Origin of the sequence: Holdemanella sp. MSK.7.32, assembly GCF_024460475.1 — a bacterium.
Taxonomy (GTDB): Bacteria; Bacillota_I; Bacilli_A; order Erysipelotrichales; family Erysipelotrichaceae; genus Holdemanella.
Genome location: NZ_JANFYN010000020.1, coordinates 23,552 through 42,165 on the forward strand (window position 1 = coordinate 23,552; position 18,614 = coordinate 42,165).

Consider the following 18,614-nt stretch of genomic DNA (forward strand, 5'->3'; position numbering starts at 1 on the left):
ATCAGCTATGTGGTGAATATAACGGATGGGCAAACCCATCCGTTATATTCAAAATGTTAATAATTTTAGTAACAATAGTTTTTCATCATTTAAAATATACTTGTAAATAAAATATTTGGAGATGATAATTCCCCTCCACTTTTACTTTGGGTTAGCAAACACCACTCCACCATATATAGATCTTAATTGATCTAACGTATATGATTTTGTTTGCCAATCTTTTTTTGCATCTTGAAATGTATTTGTAACACCATCAAGATTCCCTTCTTGAACAGTTATGGTATTATCTTTTACTGCAATGACTATACCAACATGATTATGTCCAATAGCAGAGAACACTGCACCGGCTTTTGGCGAAGAAGATCGTTCGAATTTATCAGGATGTGCTGCTATCAATTCCCTAACACAACTGCTTCCATCACCGCTAAAACCTGGATCATAACCATATAATTCATAGAATCTTCCCCAAGCAAACCATGTACATTGTCCATATAATCCGGCCTGTGCGTATGGATTCCTTGTCACCCAGGCTTCTAGATTATTAAAATTAGGATTTGTGCCTCCTCTAAAAGTAATCCCTACATATCTCATAACATGATCAACATAAGAAGGATCCCCATAGCCGGATACATTTAACTCTTGTTTTTTATTATCAGAAAACTGTTGTGCATTATATTTAGAATATCCACCAAAATTACGAATTGCCCATTCAATATAGCCAGAGCCATAATTATATCCTTGCAAAGCCAAATATATGCGTTCCGTATCGGATGAATCCTTTACTTTTGCTTTCTTTAAACAATCAGAAAAAGTGTGTGTTCCTACTTCAATAGAATACTCAGGATCCGTAATTCCATTAGGTACTCTAGGATATTTTGTATTATACCCTGACTCGCTTGCCTGCATTGGATCATTGCCTTTCCCTCCTGACTCCTGCATCATAATTGCCTGTAATAATGTGACATAATCCTCAATATCATATTCTTTTGCATATTTTCGAATTGTATCTTCATACGCAATGACTTCTTCACTTAAAGAAACAATTTCACTACTTGATCCACCATCCTGTGCCAGCACACTAAATGTTCCAATAAATAGAGTAACAACAAGTAATAAAATCAATCCTGTTCCAAAAGAAAAAAGTGTATTCATCGCTGATACACTCTTCTTAACCACTTCTATTGATGTTTTTATTGCTCTATTTGTACTCTTAACAGCCGGTTGTGTTACTACTTTATCCGTTGTTTGTTTAATCTTAGAAGTATTTATTTTATTTACGACATGATGCTTTGCCTTAGATACATAAGTAATTCTTTGATGGCTCACCGGTATTGATTCACTTAATGCCTTCTTATCTGTAGTTTTGAACTTATGCTCTCTATGCTTATGTTTAATAAATTTTGTAGCACGCTGCTTTGATTCTATAAACGTCTGCTTAGCAACTTCACTAACGTTATTTGTAGCTTGTACATTCGGATTTGTTTTAACAGACTGTTCTACCTTTTTGTCTTCTTCCTTATTTCTTGTATGAATCGTTTGCTGCTTAATAAAATGATTCACATTCCCTTTAACATCCTTTGTTTTTATGGATAGTACTTTCTGTTTTGTCTTTATATCTTTCATCTACATCAACTCCTTTAACATCTTTAATACTTACTTACTTTAATTGTCCCAAAACTTAGTTGATGTATTCGAAAATATCTTGTTCTGAATTAGCTGATACCTCAACATTTTATACATAAACAAGACTCATTAAATCTAATTTTTTAATGAGTCTTTTGTATTTATTGGGCAATTATTTTTTTATCTCCTGGCCTTGTAGTATTTAAATCATACAATAGTCCTTTTGGCATCTTATTTACAAATGGAACTATAGATCCACCATACTTAATCAATCCACATCCGGTAGGAGCATTTGTTATATAGCTCATCTGTTCTTCTGAAATATTCAATAATTTTGCTAAATCCTCTCTATCATTTGCCGATTGATTCAACATGACAATAAACTCAGAATTGGATAACATACTAATTCCTTGCTGAGACGATAATAGATACTTAACATTCTGGGTAATTCCTGTAGGATATGCATCTCTTTTACGGAATTGTCTCCATGCCGAAGCAAAGAACGTAGCACTTTCTTCATTCTCAAAAATAACATGAATCTCGTCAATGAAGATATGAGTGCGTTTTCCCTTTCTCCAGTTTTCATTTACACGATTGATAATGGCATCTGTAATTACCAATAGACCTAATGTTTTTAATTGTTTTCCTAGATTGAAAATATTAAAAGATAAAATTCTAGACTTGATATCTACATTCGTTTCATGGGCAAATATATTTAATGATCCATTTGTAAATAATTCTAGTTTAATAGCTAAAGATTTAGCTTCTGGTTCATTTTGTTCTAATAACTTTTTATAAAGATGTTTTAACGTTGGTACATAGCCATTGGTTTTGGCTTCCTGGTAAACTAACGTTACACATCTATCGATAATAGATCTGTCAATTGGTGTAATACCTCCATGATTGGCATCTAAATTTTCAAATACAGACATTAAGAATTGAGATTTATCGGCAATTGAGTTTCCACTATCACCATATCCCTCTACCATTTCCATTGCATTAATATAATCCGTACTATTTGTACCAATACGAATGATTTGGCCACCTAAAGCATTGATTATGGAATCATATTCTCCTTCTGGATCTGCAATGATAATATCGTCATCTGTGGATAAGATTAAAAATTCAATTTCTTCTTTTGTTAAGAATGATTTTCCAGATCCTGGAATACCAAAAAAGAAAGAGTTTGGATTTTGAAGCAAAGCCTTGTTACAAAGAATAGGATTGTTCGTAATCGCATTTTGGCCAAACCAAACTCCACCCTTTTGCATAATCTCATGTGCTCTAAAAGGAATAAACACAGCCGCACTTTCTGTTAATAAAGTACGCGTGATATTTAATTTATTGACTCCTATTGGCAATACTGTTTGTAGACCATCTAATTGCCTTTTTGAAAAATACAACGTTTCCAGTTCACAAACATATTTACGGGCTACAGCCTTCAATGTTTCTGTATCCTTATTTAATTCATCAATAGAATCAGCTAAATGCACAACCGTAATGTTACAAAGCATCATTCTTTGATCTCTTACAATCAAATCATCTAGGAATTCCTTGCACTCTTTACGTTGCAATTCCATATCATATGGAATGATTGCTGAGAAGTTGTTATTACGATTCTGCTTCATTTGCCAATCTGTAATATTCTTTTCAACACCAAGGAATTTATTTTCCACTTCTCGGACTGCTTCATCTGTTGGCACAGTAATAATATCCATTGAATACATCAAGTTTTTATTCAAATCACACAACTCCGATACAAATTCATCTTTCAAAAAACCAGGATAATTATTTAAATAAAGAACACGACCATATTTACCGTCAAATTCAAAATACTTATTGTGGTATTTGCACATTCTTGGCGTAATTAAATCTTTAAAAGAATGTCCTTTCCTAGCTAAATCGGATAGATCTAATTGAAATTCCTCCGTTTCACTTCGATAAAAATCATGTAATATCTTCAAACGTTCTTCTGCATCCAATTCAACACAAGAACTTCCTAGTCTAGAAAATAAAGTTGAAAATTCTGCAGTTATACGAGAAAAAGTAAATCTGGCTTCTTCTATATTACTTTTAAAAACTGTAACAGTAATATATTTTTCCTGGATAATATCATCACCTTCAGCTAATTTGGACAATAACATATCGTTGTACTCAACTCTATACTTATCCAAACCATCTTCCTTTAATGGAATTAAAATATCTTCTTTAAATTTCTTTATATCCACTTTTCGATTGTTAATGGTAATTTTCGTCATTACAGATGGATCAAATGAATTTAGTAGATCACTATATGTTAAAAATAAATTGTTTTTATCTTCACCAGATGCAATCTTATAGTTAATATCCAAAAACCTATAACTCTTTGTGTATCTGTTTCCAGAACGTAAAATACCATCCTTATAGACCGAATCTACTGGGATGGTATCCTGCACTGTCCTAGGCACTCTTATTCTTTCTTTGTTCTGCTTTTTCAATCTTTCGTAACTTTTTATCATGTACAATTGACTCCTTTCTTGATTGTTTAATCATTGGCTCAAAAACCTCATCATACAAGTTAAATGGTTTATTGATTAAATCTCTAGATGATAATAACAATGAATTAAATACCGTCTTAACAATATCTTCTGTATACATACCCTGAAATCTTATAAATCCAAAAGCAGCAAATGGCGCTGCTCCAAGCATACATAGCCAGCTAGTTATTTCAGTTCCTAGCGTATCATTCAATAAAAAGAAAATACCACAAGCTATCCCACAAGCAATAATAGAGAATATGCTCTGTCGAAGGGATAAGCCAAAAAATATACTCTCCGTATAATCCCGTATTTCCTTATTGATCTTAATTTCAAAATTAGACTTCATCATCAAAATCCTCATGAATAATGTCCAATGGGATAGATGATGAAAACATAATATTCTCCATTGGAATCACCATCTTCCCATTTCCTCTAACAATTACAACTCGATCCTGTTCATGTTGTAACTTATACATAACCCTATCTTTCATAGGTAAAGTTGAAGGTTCAACTATTTCAATTGAATCTCCTGTTTTTAGTACAATTGTATTTAATATATATTCTTTCATGTTATTTTCCTTTCCTCCAAAATGGCATAATAAAAGCAGAGATTAACTCTGCTCGATATAGGGTAATTTAAATGATGTTTCATGTTTTGTGATTTGATCAAAGAAATTTTTTGGTTTGTAGTCAATTAGAATTAAAATACATGTATTAACTATCCAAATAAAATTGTTTTTCAAGTTTTCATATTGAATATCAAATATTTTTGCATAATTTAAATGATCATAATCATCCATTGCCGGTGCTCGATTCTCTTTATTTTGAATGAATAATAGTTTAGTTAAATGATGGAATGCTAAACTTACGAATGTTGTGTAATCGTATGTTGAAATATCGTTATTAAAACTTTCATTTGATACTATTTCTTTATAGTGTTTAAAATCTTGTTTATACAATCTAGTCTGCCAAAAAGCATTATCAGGTAAGGCTTTTAAATGTCTATAAGACTGCATCATTGGATAGTTAATGAATAGCTTTCCTCTTTCATCAGATTGATTGAAGTACCGAATCATTTTTTGAATCGTATCAAAATGCAAATCTGGATGCTGGGGCTCGAAGTCGAATATTAGAAATACATCTGTATATTTTAAGTCAAAGATTTTTTTATATTTTGTTTCGTAAGACTTTAAAAATAGCAATATATCTAATTCATCTTCTTCAAAATCAAAATAATCATTTTCTAACCTGCTTGCAAGCATATGCAAATTTGCTTCATAGGAATATATTTTAAAGTTTGATGCTGGATAACATTTTGATAAAAGTTGCTCAATAAATCGTGGCTCATCATTCTTACCTTCGACTATAAATAATATATTTTTAGTCTTCATCAAACTCACCATTCATATACAATTTACCAAGATTATGACCTTCTCTTAACTCACGATCCGTTGCTTTGCATAACGGTGTTAATTTTCCACTTGTTGAAAGTATGAACAATGTATCAGGACGCATAATTTTATTACTCATTAAATTTGTGTTGTGCGTAGTAAAGATAACCAAAGAATCTTTATATTTTTCTTTAATATATTGGATGATTTTTTCAGATAATTCAAAATGAAAAAAGGCATCAAATTCATCAAAATAAAGAATAGAACTTTCTTTATGTGGCATTAAAAACCGAATATAAAAATTAAACAATGACAATGTTCCACTAGATGCATTCTCTAAAAAGGCTACTTTTCTATTTTTAAATACAAAATAAAGCTCTTTACTACCATCTGGCAGTTTTTCCATAGACAATTTACATTCAATACCCATATAATTCAAAAAATCTTCTAAATCATTCACATTACGATCAAGTTCGTCTAATTCATTTCTTGATAATTGAATCAATGCAGTTGTAGGAGTAAATATTTGTGTTATTTTTACTGCATACTCATACATCTTGTTAAAAACCGAACTCTTTTCTACAACACCATTATTTACTAACCAGCGTACAAATGGTAATGATGGATTAGTATTTTTTTGATAAATTGAAAAAATATCTGAATTATGAAAATAGTCTTCGCTTTTTTCTATAAATCTATTCTTATTAAAATCATAAGAATAGATGATTTTTCCATTTATATTTAATACTTCATTGGTTAAATTGAATAAATCTGTTTTTTGATATTCATATACCACTTTGTCTTTCTTATTATTGAATAGGAAGGTATAAGTAAAAGTCGTAATCTCGTTATTAGAGTTCGCATTTGAAATAAAAGAATGGTTTGATTTCATATCATTAGACATCGTTAATGTTTCTTTTAAATCACAAAGAGCTTTACTTAAATTTGTTTTACCACTTCCATTTTTACCATAAATAATCATTTTTCCAATCAAATCATTAGTAATACAATCTTGAGAAAACTTATATCCATTCACATCTGAAAAATCAATATCTAAGTCATCTTTAAAATTCTTAAAATTATTAACTCTAAAATGTTTAAGCATTGGTATCACCTCAGCTTCATTATAACCGTAATTTTTTTACGGTCAATAGATACTGTAATTTTTTTACAGATCAGATTCATTCTCAATTTAGAGTATTTGGTATCTTCTTCTGAATAGATTTCTTCACAATTTCATTTATATCTTAATTATTAAGAAGTAAAAAATCACAAACCCATCATTTCTTTGACTATACGATCACTCATTTTAATAGAACCAACTAAAACCAGCATATTAAATATCAGTTCACCGACATAGCTCCATACCATAGATACACTAGATGCTGTAGTATCAACTACTGGTGCACTAGACGCAAAAGCTGAAAAAATAATACAAGCAAGAACAATGATAGCTCCTTCTAAACATACTCCTGCATAGCTTTTAATAAACGTAAATGCAGTATTTTGTGTGCTTTCCCCTGCAGCTGCCGCAAGTGGGATTGGTGATATAGCTGTGTACATATACAATTTAAAGAATCTTCCATATACAGTTAAAATCATCACAAACGATAATATTGTTATAAATATAGATCCTAATAGTGTAACTGCCCATAAGGGAATAGATTCCAAAAATCCTGTATTACTTACTGCATCAATGATTTCTTGTGGCAATACAGTTTCACTTGATACACCTAATCCTGCAGTTTCAGTGATTGCTTGAATAATGCCTTGTACTATCTCAAATATCTTTGTCATTAATTCCATTCCATACATCACCATTCCCCTGGCAATAATAAATCTCAAAAACAATTTAAAGGCTTGTTCCGGCCTTTTTACATCCTGCCAACTTGTACAGGTTCTAATCAATCCCCAAACAAAGAATAGCACAAGAAGTGCTAATCCAATTGCTTGAAGTGCTCCATGTATTTTAACTATGATTTGCCAAATATCACCACCTTTGAATGTTTCAGGTGATTCTGTTAACAATAGCCATATTTCAGCTAATTTAGAATTCCAGGTATTGATGGCACTAGTTAGGTTATCTATGATTCCACTCACTAGAAATCACCATCCTATCCAACAATAATATTCAAAATCTCTTTAGCAAACGTAATAACGATTCCTCCGGCTACCGTCATAAAGCCATTCGCTCTTTGACTTGGATCATGACTTTTCAAAGAAAGTCCTACCTGTACAATTCCAAAGCCTAATAAAATCATTCCAATCGCTCGAATAAGTCCAAACATAAATTCACTGAAGTTATTTACAACAGTAACTGGATCATTCGCTGCATAAATTGGTGTTGCAAAGTTTCCTACAATCACCAATGCAATATACGCAAAGAATAATACTTTTCTAATCATTTTTATTTTCTTCATCTTCTTCAATCTCCTTTAAATAGTTTTCTGTTTCTTCTACATCCAATAATTCATACTCATTATTGCTAAGAAGAATATTTTGCCAATCCTCAATAAAATGATTCACTTGTCCATGAATGTACGGTTCACGACCTCCATCCATTGTTTGTTTAATACGAGGATGTTTTAACAAATTAAATTTTCTATCTCGAACAGGCCTTTCACCTTTCAAAAATAGAACAGCATAATTATTGTCCAGTAAACGAACTTCATCCGAAGTTAACAATTCCCTTCCAGTTCTCTGAGAATTTGTTGTGAAACTTCCACTTCTACCTTCTGATTTACCATACGTATTTGTATCAATCGTTGCCTTTCCAAGCTCCTTACTTATATATTCATGTGTACTTTGTTCATTTCCACCTAAATACAATTTAGAATCACAGTTTCCCATAATCGACTCCCAAGTATCCTTATATAATGCTTTGATCTGTGCTAAATTCTGTAAAATAATGGATACAAAAATAAGTCGTGATCGCATTGTCGAAAGCAACTTATCAAACTCGTCTGGTAAAGCAACATTGGCAAATTCATCCATAATAAAATGTACTGGCACTGGAAGCTGGCCACCATGAACAAAATCTGCTTGATAATATAACATTTGAAATAACTGAGTATACAACATACCGATGACAAAATTAAATGTTGAATCATTATCAGGAATAATCGCAAATAAGGCTGTTTTCCTTTCGCCTATCTGCTCTAACTCCATCTCATCATATCTAGTAAGTGATGCAAGTTCTTCCAAGTTAAAAGCAGCAAGTCTTACACCGACTGAAATCAAAATAGATTTAGCGGTCTTACCTGCTGCCTGTTTATATATTTTATATTGTTTAAGTGCTAAAGAATTACTATCTATCGTTTCTAGACGCTTAAATAACTCATCCAACGGACTCTCATAATCATCTTCATCTTCTTTTACTTCAGCATAATTCAGCATCTCCATTACCATCGTAAAGTTTTGCTCGTCTTCCGGTGCATAATGATATAAATATAACATCAATGCTTCAAGTAATGCTGTTTCACTTTTTTCCCAAAATGGATCGTTTGTGGAAGATCCTTTTGGAGTTGTATTACGAATTAGATTTGTGATTAATTTCAATACATCCTTGTCACTTTGAATATAATGAAATGGATTATATCCCAATGATTTAGACATATCAATTAAATCAATAACTTTGATTTCATATCCCTCATCTTCAAGCATATAACCTACACTCTTGATAATTTCTCCCTTTGGGTCTAATACTACATAGCTCGTATTGCACTGCATAATGTTAGGCTTAGCATAATATCGAGTTTTACCAGCACCAGAACCACCAATCACAACCGTATGAAGATTTACATTTTTAATTTTTCCATGAATATCCATTCGTGTTTTTTGCGTAAATAACTTATTTTCAAAGAAATCCTTATTCGAATGTTTCTTTACTAAAGAGCGTATATATCCCCATCTAGCTGATCCATACTCTTCTTTTTGTCTGTAATTCTTTTCGTTGGATAAGTAAATACCAATTCCTAAAACATAGATAACCAGGAATATTCCAATCGTTTTTAAAGAATTATCACACCATTGAAATTGAAAAGGATGATTTAATGCTTCACTTAGATAAGGTAGTGCATGAATGAGTCCTTGATCCATATATGGTGCAATCAAAACTGCAAACCATATTGTAGGAATGATTAATAAGCCTAGAAATAAATATTCGTCGTTCTTAGCATCTCTCATAGTGATCTTTTATTGATGGATGGTCTGCATCACAAACCTTTACAATAAGAGAATCTAAAAAATCATAGTTCTTATGAGCTAATCGCTGTTTATCTCTTAAATCAGCTAATGCCCTAACAATAATTCTTCTCTCTGTATCATCTACCTGAATTTCAATTATTTCGTCATCATTTTTCTTAAACCATTTTCTCATAATCGTTATCTCACTTTCTTTTTTGATTTTTTCTTAACTGGATACTTAGGTGCAGAAGATTTTAGGCTTTGCTGCTGTTTTATGTCCTTCAACTCCTTGCGAACAGAAGGCCTATCCGTAGTAGCTGTTGACCTTTTTCTTTCGACGGTTTTCTTCTTGTTTTCTTTCTTCGATGTTTTTGAAGATGGCTCGAACGGAGTACCGTCCTTGCTTGTCCGAGCTTTGTTGGGGTTTTCTTTATCATCCATTAACTTTGACAATAAAGCATCATGCTCTTCATCACTAAGTGGTTTAGCATCATCTATACTCTGTTGTGATAATACAGATTCACGAATTGCTTTTGTGTCGATAGTAGCTAAATCAAACTTGTCTACCATCCTTGAGATTTTAGAAGCATCTTCTGCTTTTACCATAACATCCACAATTCCATCTGTATTATTCTTTTCTTTCAATACAGAATATAAAACTCCATAATGTTTTGCTTCTTCACAAAACTTTTTTAAATCCGAATGATGAATAGCAAAGACCTTTAACTCTTTATCCGACTTTAACAAGTTATTTAAATTGGTTTTTCCTTTCACTTTTTTATTGTCTTTTAAAATAGCATATAAAGTGACAGCCAAAGATCTTGCTGCCATGCCACCTGCTTTTAAACCAACTTCAGCAGCAACCTGTATACCTTCTAAGGTCATCTTCATCATTTGATCTGCAGTATCTGCACTGTTCATAAATTCAAGCTCCTTTCATATTCTTTTTGTGTTTGAATACGCTCATCTTCTAATGTATTCACCATTTTTAATTTATCTTGAATATCAGGAACTCTCTTTTCTATATCTTCACATATTTTGATTTCCTTTTTCCCATGTGCAATTTTAGAAGTTAACGTATCCCGATCCATTTCTAATTGCTTTTTCAAATTTGGATCACGCGTTCTTTTAATTTTATTGTAGATAGATCTTCTTTGATTCATCCAAGATTCTATTTCTTTATTTAGAGATACTTTAAAGGCAAGCACATCTTCGATTGTTTCTAGATTATGCTTACCTACAAAAGTATTTTCATTTGTAATTTTATCCATGTATATCAAATCCTTTCTTAACTGTGGACTTGGATATTTCTGTCTTTTTCCTTTAGGTCGTATGATTCCTAATTCAAAACAATATCTAATATATAAAGCCTTGATTCCTTTTAATTTTGTATGATCACCATGATATTCTTTACATGGCACAATATCCTTAACTGGCTGCATTGGAAATAAATAATTGTTGTTGATTCGTTCCATGATATGTTCCTCATCATATCGGCCATCACGAGCAAGTTTATAGAATCGAAACTTTCTTTGCGACTGTGGATGTTTTAAAGTCCAGTGCTTGCCAGTTAAATCAACTACGTACCCAATATCTTCAAGCCCTGATTTCATTTGATCTAAAGTTCTAGCATACGCTAATACAGAATCCACATCATAACGAATAATCTTTCTAAAATAGATGCCGTCCTTTTTTTCTGCATTCCACTCTCCATAATTCATGGCTTTTCCTTCTGGTTTTTCAATAACATTCAAACCATGCTGTTTACATATTGCATCATTCAATTCTCGAAAATGATCAATATCTTTTTTCCGGTTATCATACTTCATGCCATCTACCCAGGAAACTGAATTCACAACAAAGTGATTATGCAAATGGTCTTTATCTAAATGTGTAGATACAACGACTTCAAATCGATTTCCCCACATTTGTTTCGCCAATTGCACACCTAATGAATGACATTCTTCTGGCGTTACTTCACCTGGTTTAAAAGATTGGACTGCATGAAAGGCAAGTCTTCCATCCATCTTGTTGTAGGAAAGCTTTGTATTCATCATTTGCTTTAGTGATGTACTAGGTTCGCAATTAATTCCAGTAATATATTCTTTCTCATTTGTTTTATATCCCTGGGTTGTATATGCCAACACTTCTTTTAATCCATCGCTTAATTCTTCTTTTGTCTTATCCGAATTTTCAATATAGTTTAAAACTCTTCTCAAATCATCCTTTACTGCCCATATTTTTGTGATTGCCATACTTCCTCCATATTGATAGGTTGCCGAATCAAAAGCATAATTTCGTTAATTTGTTTTTGAAGCGCCTCATAATTTTCCATATAAACTGAATCATCCATTTTATTTTGTGTATAAACTGCTCCAGCTATTCCGTTAATACTCTCTGCAATTTGTCTTAATACTTGGGTTACTTCTACAAGCTCGACACTAGGTGCTGGCCTAGGAACCAAGCCATTTATACACATACGTAAATAAGATTCTCTTGATTGTCCTGAATATTTCACCAATTCATTAAGATGATTCCATTCACTATCCGATAAACGAATGACAAATTGTTTATTTCTTTTCCGCATCTTTATAAAAAGCACCTTGTATAAACAAAATATAGAAAACTCCAATAATCAAACCACCCAGGAAACTTAATAAACTTATCGTTACTGTACTCATATTTAATATTCACCTCCGCAAAAAAGAGCTACCAACTCTTTTGATAGCTCAGGGTCTTAGGGATGTTCCCTAAATACTTGTCTTTGGATATCCAAAGACGTTGCTTGCTACAACTGTAGACATTAATTGTCTGCAGTCTTTTTCTTATCAGGTATAAGATCTGCTAGATCCTGATTCATTTTTTCTAACATTTCTTTTTTCTGATTTAGTAATTTTAAATTTGAAGATAAGGTATTATTTTCTTCTATTAGAAATTTTATCTTTTCCTCATTTTTAGTTTTCCTTTTTTCAATAAACGAAATTCGCTTAACGATATCTTCGTATTTAATCATTTTCAATTCTCCAAATCTTAATGAAGTAATTGTGAATATCTCTGCTTATTGATTCTCTTTTCATAATCATCTGATTTTTCTAAAACATGATTATCCTTATCATAATGATATAAAATATCAGATAGCTTTTTATCTTGATCCATAAAACTAGGACCATTCATAAGTAAAAGCATTTCTTTCAATCGATCCGTATTCAATGTTGGAGAATCACATAAAGCTAAACATTCATCTGTTGAAGAAGGAACAATATAAAGATCATGTCCTAATTTTTCAGCTAGATCATTCAAAACTCCGGAATAAAAAATTGTTGCTGCTCCATCCGTTCTATGTTCATTTGTCAAAACTACAAAATGCCTATCTTCATGTTGCCATGCTTCTTGTTCTGGAACTCCAGTCAGTAATGTTTCAAGTGGAATAATTTCTGGTTTCATCATATTTGGTGATGAAATCAATGCATCATTGTGCAACTGCGATACATCAATGCCATAATGATCAAGCATTTCATTTGTAACTCTAGCTGAGCAAAATTGATCATCAGTTGTTTTAATCATCACTCTATATACAATCGCTAAATCTCCAATAACTGTATGTGGCTCCATAGATAATTCTTCTTTATTAGTTTCTGCATTAATTACATTCATGAATAAGAAATCTTTAACTGAATTGTAATCAAGTAATGCATTTACATCTTCTAAAACTTTATCATTGTGAATCATATTATTCGTCCTCTCCTTCTTCTAATTTTTCAAAATAAAAAGCCAATCTTTCAAGATTGACTGTATTAAAATCACACGTTTCTAAATCATTCATTATCAATATCCTCAACTTCTTGATACAAGCCAAAAAGCGGATCCTGTGTATCAACTTCGTCCACATCTTCTTCATAACTGTCAATTGCGTAAACAATATATTCTACAATATCACTAAACATATTTTGTTGTACTTGTTCTAAAGCTTTAATTCCTTCTTCATAAGAAACTGCATCCAAAATATTTGTAGAAGATTCTCTACGATACATATATTCTGTAATTGTGTCTTCTACAGTTTCAAACATTAACAATTGTGCCTGAACAATTTGTTTGTCTTCAGATTTTAAATTTGAATAATTATAAATTCTAGTGTTGTAAGTCATTCTTTTTTCCTCCTTTTGACTTAGGTTTTTCCATTTCCATCTCATCTAATTCAACAGAATAAACACGATCATTTTGTTGCTCTCCAAATATCTGAGCCATCAATTCACTATCATTCTTTGTTGCTTCGTATGAATCCAAATATGCATTATCCACTAAATGGAATTTTTTCTTTTGTGTTTTCTCACTTTCCACTAATTCTGTGGCCGTTATCTTTAATGCTGCTTCTTCATTTAGTTCCAAGCTATCTGGAGTCTTATTCAAATCCATCAACAACAGTGTTTCATTAAACAAGATGGGTTCTTCCTCTTTTAATGTTTTCATTTGTTTAAACATAATATTTAAAAATTGTTTTTTCACTTGATCATTAACCAATACTTCTACCGGCTGATCTAAAATATCTTTATAATGCTTTGATGGCACTACGGTTGGTTGTTTTGTGTCTGGATTGATATATGCATAAGTCATACGACTAATATTTTCACAGACCTCTTTGATCTTCATTTTTTGAAATAAATCAAATTGTTTATTCAAATTAATCCACCTCTTTCTAAATTTGTGTAATAAAAAAGAGAAAGCGTAAACTTTCTCAAAAAGAATTATTTAATTTTATTTTCGTAATCTTGTAATTGATGATAAATACCATCTATAAAAACTATTGAATTTTCAATGCGATACAACAAGAAATATTTAGTTTTATCTAAATTTAATCTTCGATACCCCTTGCTTCGAAGTCTAGAATTCAAACACAGTTGAAATGACTCAGCAGAATTACTTAATACGAACTTTCCATTTTCAACAGAATCGATAAAATGACTTGCCGCTTGTTTATTACGCAAGTGAAAAAGAAGATATTCTACAATAGAATCCATATCTTCTAAAGCATTTTCAGTAAATATTACTTTATAATCCATATTTATTTCTAATGCTATCTATTGCTATATCTGCATCTATTACTTTGCCTTCTCTAGATTGAACTCTAGAAGAAGCAAGTCTATCCAAAAACTCATCTTCTGTCATAATTTTCATTTCTTTTGTTTTATTGAATTTTTTAATTTCAAAAGGAATTCCATCATAAGCAACTGCTTGAGTTAAAAACATACGAATTGCACTCGTTGTATCTGTACCTAATTCCTTAAATAATGCATCTGCCTTAGATTTTAAATCATCATCCACTCTTACTTGAATAGTAGACATACAGCATCACCTCCATATTTAAATTATATGCAATTTCATTGCTATTGTATATAAAAAACATTACTTATTAATCACAATTACATTATTTTGTATCCTCATTATCTTCAAAAAGTAATAAATGTTTTGAAGATATTTTGTAACGAAAAATCCTTCACCTAATGGCGAAGGATTTTACTTTCAACCCAACCATTTATATTCCGCATATTGGTCAGCGGTAAACTTTCAACCCAACCATTTATACCCCGCATATTAGTCAGCGGCAAACTTTCATACTAACTAACTAATTAGCTAGTAATGTACTTCTTTTTACAACTCTATCTTAGCAAGCGTACAAGTGATAGTCAATTTGAATGCTGATTCATATTTTTATACTTACTAATTCCTCATTTACATCTTTAAAGTTCACAGGATGATTATCAAAACATTGGTAGTTGCATCTCGCAATCATCATAATCTTTTGTGTTGCACCTCTACCTACTTCATCATTATCCAAATGAAAAACAATAATTTGAACATTTGGATTTCTTTCTAAAAAGGCATTTAATGCAATCGGCATATCAGCTTCATTTTTTTCTGCTATCTTTTCACAAGCTCCACCTAAAGATAAATAATTAAAAGACCTGTAATCAATATCCTCCATTTTTAATAGTGTCATATAAGACAATAAATCAATAGCTGCTTCAAAAATATGAAGAACATTGCTTTCTTTATTTTGATAATTAAAACTAAACGCCTTATTACTTCCTGTATGTTCTAATTTAAAATCTTTAAATATATTTCGCTTAAATGCATAAGCTGGCATATCACCATCATATCCAACAAACACAGCGTTTCGAAAATTTGCTGACTGATAAAGCATCCCTTTAGATATAAAATAATCAACAATTTCTCTATCTATTTTTCGCGTTTCACACAAATAACGAATCACTAAATTATTGTTTTTATCTTTCTCAGGAAGCTCAAATGGTTTAGTTTCTTTTTTATGATAATACGTTACAACCGGATCACTAATGTTCATTAAACTTGCCAAATAGTTACACGCTTCTTTAAAATCATATCCTTCTACAGCAATCAAATAATCCAATGCAGTCGTACCACCTACACCTTGCGACCACCAATACCACTTGCCGTTTGAAAAGTGCAATGAATCATGTTCTCTATGATAGTAATCCTTCTTTCCATTTTTTACTAATAGTGAAGGATGATAGTTATTTAAATAGTCAAATGCCGATAGTGTCCTAACTTTTTCAAGAACCGATTTCCGAATAAACTTTTTGCTCATTTTTCCAACTCCTTTAGTTTAGGTGCCATCATTCCAATACCATTCTGTTTACAAAAGCTTCTTACAGCATTTGGATTTTCTTTGATAGAAAGTTCTTTGTCTTCCGTATAAATAGTTTGCACTTTATACTTTTGATCAACAACATTTGTGAGCCATTCATGCATAAAATGATTCAGTTCTCGAGCACGAGTTGAATCCCCATCTACTCTTTCAAAGTATTGAAGTGAATCCTGCTGATAGGTCTGTGGATATAGCATCCTGTTCTTTTTATCAACAGTAAATTCAACATCTGGATCAGCCATCACATCACCATTTAAAACATAGTTATGGGCCATAGCCAATCGATCATCCCCAATAATTTCGATATTTAAATCCATATAATTAGGTGTTCCATATTTCATATAATATGCACTGTTTGTTAATAAAGGATTAGCTATTTTTTCGAATAGCTCATAGTTTCTTCTTTCAATCGAATGATCCATAAACCAGGATTGTTTTTGATCAAATTCTTCATTCATAAATGCATCATAACAAGCACTATGCAAAGCAAATTGATAGACTTCATTATTCTGATACAAATGATCTTGTACTCTATATTCTTTATTATCTGTCAATAGATTTGATATTTCTTGATCAATCGTTTCATGAATATCTGAAGTTGTAATATTTGAATCCGACAACACTTCTTTATACTTGTCCATCACGGATGCAATTTTAAGTACAATATCATGATTCAATTCTTCCATTTCTACTGGAGTAATATATTGATTTTCCTTTTCTAGCATATGCAAATTCTCCTTAAACACCGGTTCTATTAGTTCAATCATTTCGTGTGCTTTACTCTGAATATTCACTAAAATAGATTTCAACTCACTGTAATCCTTGTTCGCATAAGATGCGATATAGCCAAATGAATATTCAGAAGTATCAATTCCAAAATGATCACAAATAACAAAAGCCAACGATTCTGCTTCAATTTCTCGTTGGCTTTGATTTTTATCAGTTGCTTTATGAAGTATACTGTGAGCATACTCATGTATTAATGTTTTTGCGGTTTGTAAATCCTCTAAATCTTTATTAATGACAATCTTATCTTTCCTTGGCGAATAATATCCTTTAGCTCCAGTCATAAAACTAAGATCTTCAGTTTCTGTTTTAAATTCAATTGGTATTGTGCATACAGACTGAATAGTTTGAATAATTGCTTTCACTCCATTACTAGAACCTGTCAAATCATGAACTAAAGATGGAAGAGGATCTCCTGAAGTTTGTGAAATATCAAAGACTGTCGTTGTTTTAAAATGTGTCAGATTAACTACACGCATTTCCTGGACTGGATTTCCAGACTCATCTAAAATCACATTTCCATTCTCGTCGTGTTTATTCATTAATCTATCCTCTTTCGTTGTAACTGGAGCTAGAATCATCAATCCTTTTTCACCCTTATTTACATGACGATTAAAATTTGTCTGCCAGGCACGATAACCAGCTACCAAACTAGCCTCCGGCTTCTGTGACAATATTAATAAAGTGTTATTCAAAGAATAACTATGAAACTTACTTAAACAAGATAGATACTGTTTAAAAGATTCAGAAGAATAAACATCCTTTACTCCTTGCTCAATCATTGAAAAAGCCTGTTTAGTTTTCTCATCTTGAGATTTAAATTCTGCCATAACATCACCATCCTTTCTAAATCAGGCAAAAAGAAAAGCACTAGCTGAAGTGCTAATGCTTATCGAAGCTCAGGTAAACCTAAACTGTTAATTGTTTTTATAATGATAGACCAGGTTGTTTCATCACAAATATCTAAATCATCATAGTTTTCATTCCATTCTTTAATGTAGAATATATATTATGGATAAACTTCTTATATTCCTTTTCAGTTAAATCAATATTTGTTTCACACTCTAAATTAGTAAGAGAATCAATATAAGTTGCGATGAATCGATTTTCTTTCTTCTCGACAATGATTTTTTTGATAACCTTGATGAAATTCACCAATTTTAAATTCAACACAAGTAGTTTCAGCTTCATCAACAGGCAAGAATGAATAATAAACATCTTGATTACAATAGAAACAATGACGAGATGCAGGAGGAATCATCTTTTCGCAACCTGCAAGATATACTCTCTGTTCATCAATATCTTTTTGAAGTTTGTCATCCATTACAGGAAAGCCATAAATGATTTGTGCTGTTTCATGTCCACAATGAGGGCAACGTATATGTGTCAAATAAAATCACTTCTTTCTAGGAAACTATTTAATTTTCC

General features: G+C 31.5%; 22 protein-coding genes. All 22 read right to left on the minus strand.

Annotated elements, in window-relative coordinates; all coding sequences use genetic code 11:
* Positions 1–141: 141 nt before the first annotated feature.
* The gene (locus tag NE544_RS06295; protein ID WP_256268734.1) at positions 142–1,623 is read right to left on the minus strand and encodes a lysozyme family protein; all 1,482 of its coding nucleotides are present in this window, start codon (positions 1,621–1,623) and stop codon (positions 142–144) included.
* A gap of 161 nt (positions 1,624–1,784) precedes the next feature.
* Positions 1,785–4,121 carry a VirB4-like conjugal transfer ATPase, CD1110 family gene (locus NE544_RS06300; protein WP_256268735.1) on the minus strand — a complete coding sequence of 779 codons (2,337 nt, stop codon included), beginning with the start codon at positions 4,119–4,121 and terminating at the stop codon, positions 1,785–1,787.
* A complete protein-coding gene (locus tag NE544_RS06305) occupies positions 4,063–4,491 on the minus strand; it encodes a PrgI family protein (protein WP_117992572.1) in 429 nt (142 codons plus the stop codon). Before NE544_RS06305 ends, NE544_RS06300 begins: the two co-directional genes overlap by 59 nt.
* Entirely contained in the window at positions 4,478–4,711 is a 234-nt protein-coding gene (locus NE544_RS06310; RefSeq protein WP_256268736.1) for a hypothetical protein, read from the minus strand. Before NE544_RS06310 ends, NE544_RS06305 begins: the two co-directional genes overlap by 14 nt.
* 42 nt (positions 4,712–4,753) lie before the next feature.
* The gene (locus tag NE544_RS06315) at positions 4,754–5,533 is read right to left on the minus strand and encodes a hypothetical protein (protein WP_256268737.1); all 780 of its coding nucleotides are present in this window, start codon (positions 5,531–5,533) and stop codon (positions 4,754–4,756) included.
* Positions 5,523–6,638 carry an ATP/GTP-binding protein gene (locus NE544_RS06320; RefSeq protein WP_256268738.1) on the minus strand — a complete coding sequence of 372 codons (1,116 nt, stop codon included), beginning with the start codon at positions 6,636–6,638 and terminating at the stop codon, positions 5,523–5,525. The genes NE544_RS06315 and NE544_RS06320 overlap by 11 nt, the downstream gene beginning before the upstream one ends.
* 164 nt (positions 6,639–6,802) lie before the next feature.
* Positions 6,803–7,633 carry a hypothetical protein gene (locus NE544_RS06325; RefSeq protein ID WP_117924922.1) on the minus strand — a complete coding sequence of 277 codons (831 nt, stop codon included), beginning with the start codon at positions 7,631–7,633 and terminating at the stop codon, positions 6,803–6,805.
* 14 nt (positions 7,634–7,647) lie between these two features.
* Positions 7,648–7,953 (minus strand): glutamyl-tRNA amidotransferase, encoded by a 306-nt coding sequence (locus NE544_RS06330; RefSeq protein WP_117924924.1) that lies wholly within the window; start codon positions 7,951–7,953, stop codon positions 7,648–7,650.
* Positions 7,931–9,718, minus strand: coding sequence for a VirD4-like conjugal transfer protein, CD1115 family (locus NE544_RS06335; protein ID WP_256268739.1), 1,788 nt, complete (start codon positions 9,716–9,718; stop codon positions 7,931–7,933). The genes NE544_RS06330 and NE544_RS06335 overlap by 23 nt, the downstream gene beginning before the upstream one ends.
* Complete coding sequence (locus tag NE544_RS06340; protein ID WP_117924928.1) at positions 9,705–9,911, minus strand: hypothetical protein; 207 nt, start codon at positions 9,909–9,911, stop codon at positions 9,705–9,707. Before NE544_RS06340 ends, NE544_RS06335 begins: the two co-directional genes overlap by 14 nt.
* 5 nt (positions 9,912–9,916) lie before the next feature.
* Entirely contained in the window at positions 9,917–10,639 is a 723-nt protein-coding gene (locus NE544_RS06345; protein WP_256268740.1) for a PcfB family protein, read from the minus strand.
* Positions 10,636–11,973 carry a relaxase/mobilization nuclease domain-containing protein gene (locus NE544_RS06350; RefSeq protein ID WP_256268741.1) on the minus strand — a complete coding sequence of 446 codons (1,338 nt, stop codon included), beginning with the start codon at positions 11,971–11,973 and terminating at the stop codon, positions 10,636–10,638. The genes NE544_RS06345 and NE544_RS06350 overlap by 4 nt, the downstream gene beginning before the upstream one ends.
* A complete protein-coding gene (locus NE544_RS06355) occupies positions 11,946–12,305 on the minus strand; it encodes a hypothetical protein (RefSeq protein ID WP_256268742.1) in 360 nt (119 codons plus the stop codon). The genes NE544_RS06350 and NE544_RS06355 overlap by 28 nt, the downstream gene beginning before the upstream one ends.
* Positions 12,306–12,521: 216 nt before the next feature.
* Positions 12,522–12,731, minus strand: coding sequence for a hypothetical protein (locus NE544_RS06360; RefSeq protein WP_256268743.1), 210 nt, complete (start codon positions 12,729–12,731; stop codon positions 12,522–12,524).
* 17 nt (positions 12,732–12,748) lie between these two features.
* Entirely contained in the window at positions 12,749–13,447 is a 699-nt protein-coding gene (locus tag NE544_RS06365) for a DUF5688 family protein (RefSeq protein WP_256268744.1), read from the minus strand.
* Positions 13,448–13,533: 86 nt separating this feature from the next.
* On the minus strand, positions 13,534–13,863 hold the full coding sequence (locus tag NE544_RS06370; protein WP_118325428.1) for a hypothetical protein: 330 nt from the start codon (positions 13,861–13,863) through the stop codon (positions 13,534–13,536).
* The gene (locus NE544_RS06375; protein ID WP_117924942.1) at positions 13,847–14,395 is read right to left on the minus strand and encodes a hypothetical protein; all 549 of its coding nucleotides are present in this window, start codon (positions 14,393–14,395) and stop codon (positions 13,847–13,849) included. The genes NE544_RS06370 and NE544_RS06375 overlap by 17 nt, the downstream gene beginning before the upstream one ends.
* A 65-nt stretch (positions 14,396–14,460) precedes the next feature.
* Entirely contained in the window at positions 14,461–14,775 is a 315-nt protein-coding gene (locus tag NE544_RS06380) for a type II toxin-antitoxin system RelE/ParE family toxin (protein ID WP_256268745.1), read from the minus strand.
* On the minus strand, positions 14,765–15,058 hold the full coding sequence (locus NE544_RS06385) for a type II toxin-antitoxin system RelB/DinJ family antitoxin (protein WP_117992559.1): 294 nt from the start codon (positions 15,056–15,058) through the stop codon (positions 14,765–14,767). The genes NE544_RS06380 and NE544_RS06385 overlap by 11 nt, the downstream gene beginning before the upstream one ends.
* A gap of 358 nt (positions 15,059–15,416) precedes the next feature.
* Positions 15,417–16,340 carry a DUF3991 and TOPRIM domain-containing protein gene (locus NE544_RS06390; RefSeq protein ID WP_256268746.1) on the minus strand — a complete coding sequence of 308 codons (924 nt, stop codon included), beginning with the start codon at positions 16,338–16,340 and terminating at the stop codon, positions 15,417–15,419.
* Positions 16,337–18,016 (minus strand): ArdC-like ssDNA-binding domain-containing protein, encoded by a 1,680-nt coding sequence (locus NE544_RS06395; RefSeq protein WP_256268747.1) that lies wholly within the window; start codon positions 18,014–18,016, stop codon positions 16,337–16,339. Before NE544_RS06395 ends, NE544_RS06390 begins: the two co-directional genes overlap by 4 nt.
* A 251-nt stretch (positions 18,017–18,267) precedes the next feature.
* Positions 18,268–18,576 carry a hypothetical protein gene (locus NE544_RS06400; protein WP_256268748.1) on the minus strand — a complete coding sequence of 103 codons (309 nt, stop codon included), beginning with the start codon at positions 18,574–18,576 and terminating at the stop codon, positions 18,268–18,270.
* Positions 18,577–18,614: the final 38 nt, after the last annotated feature.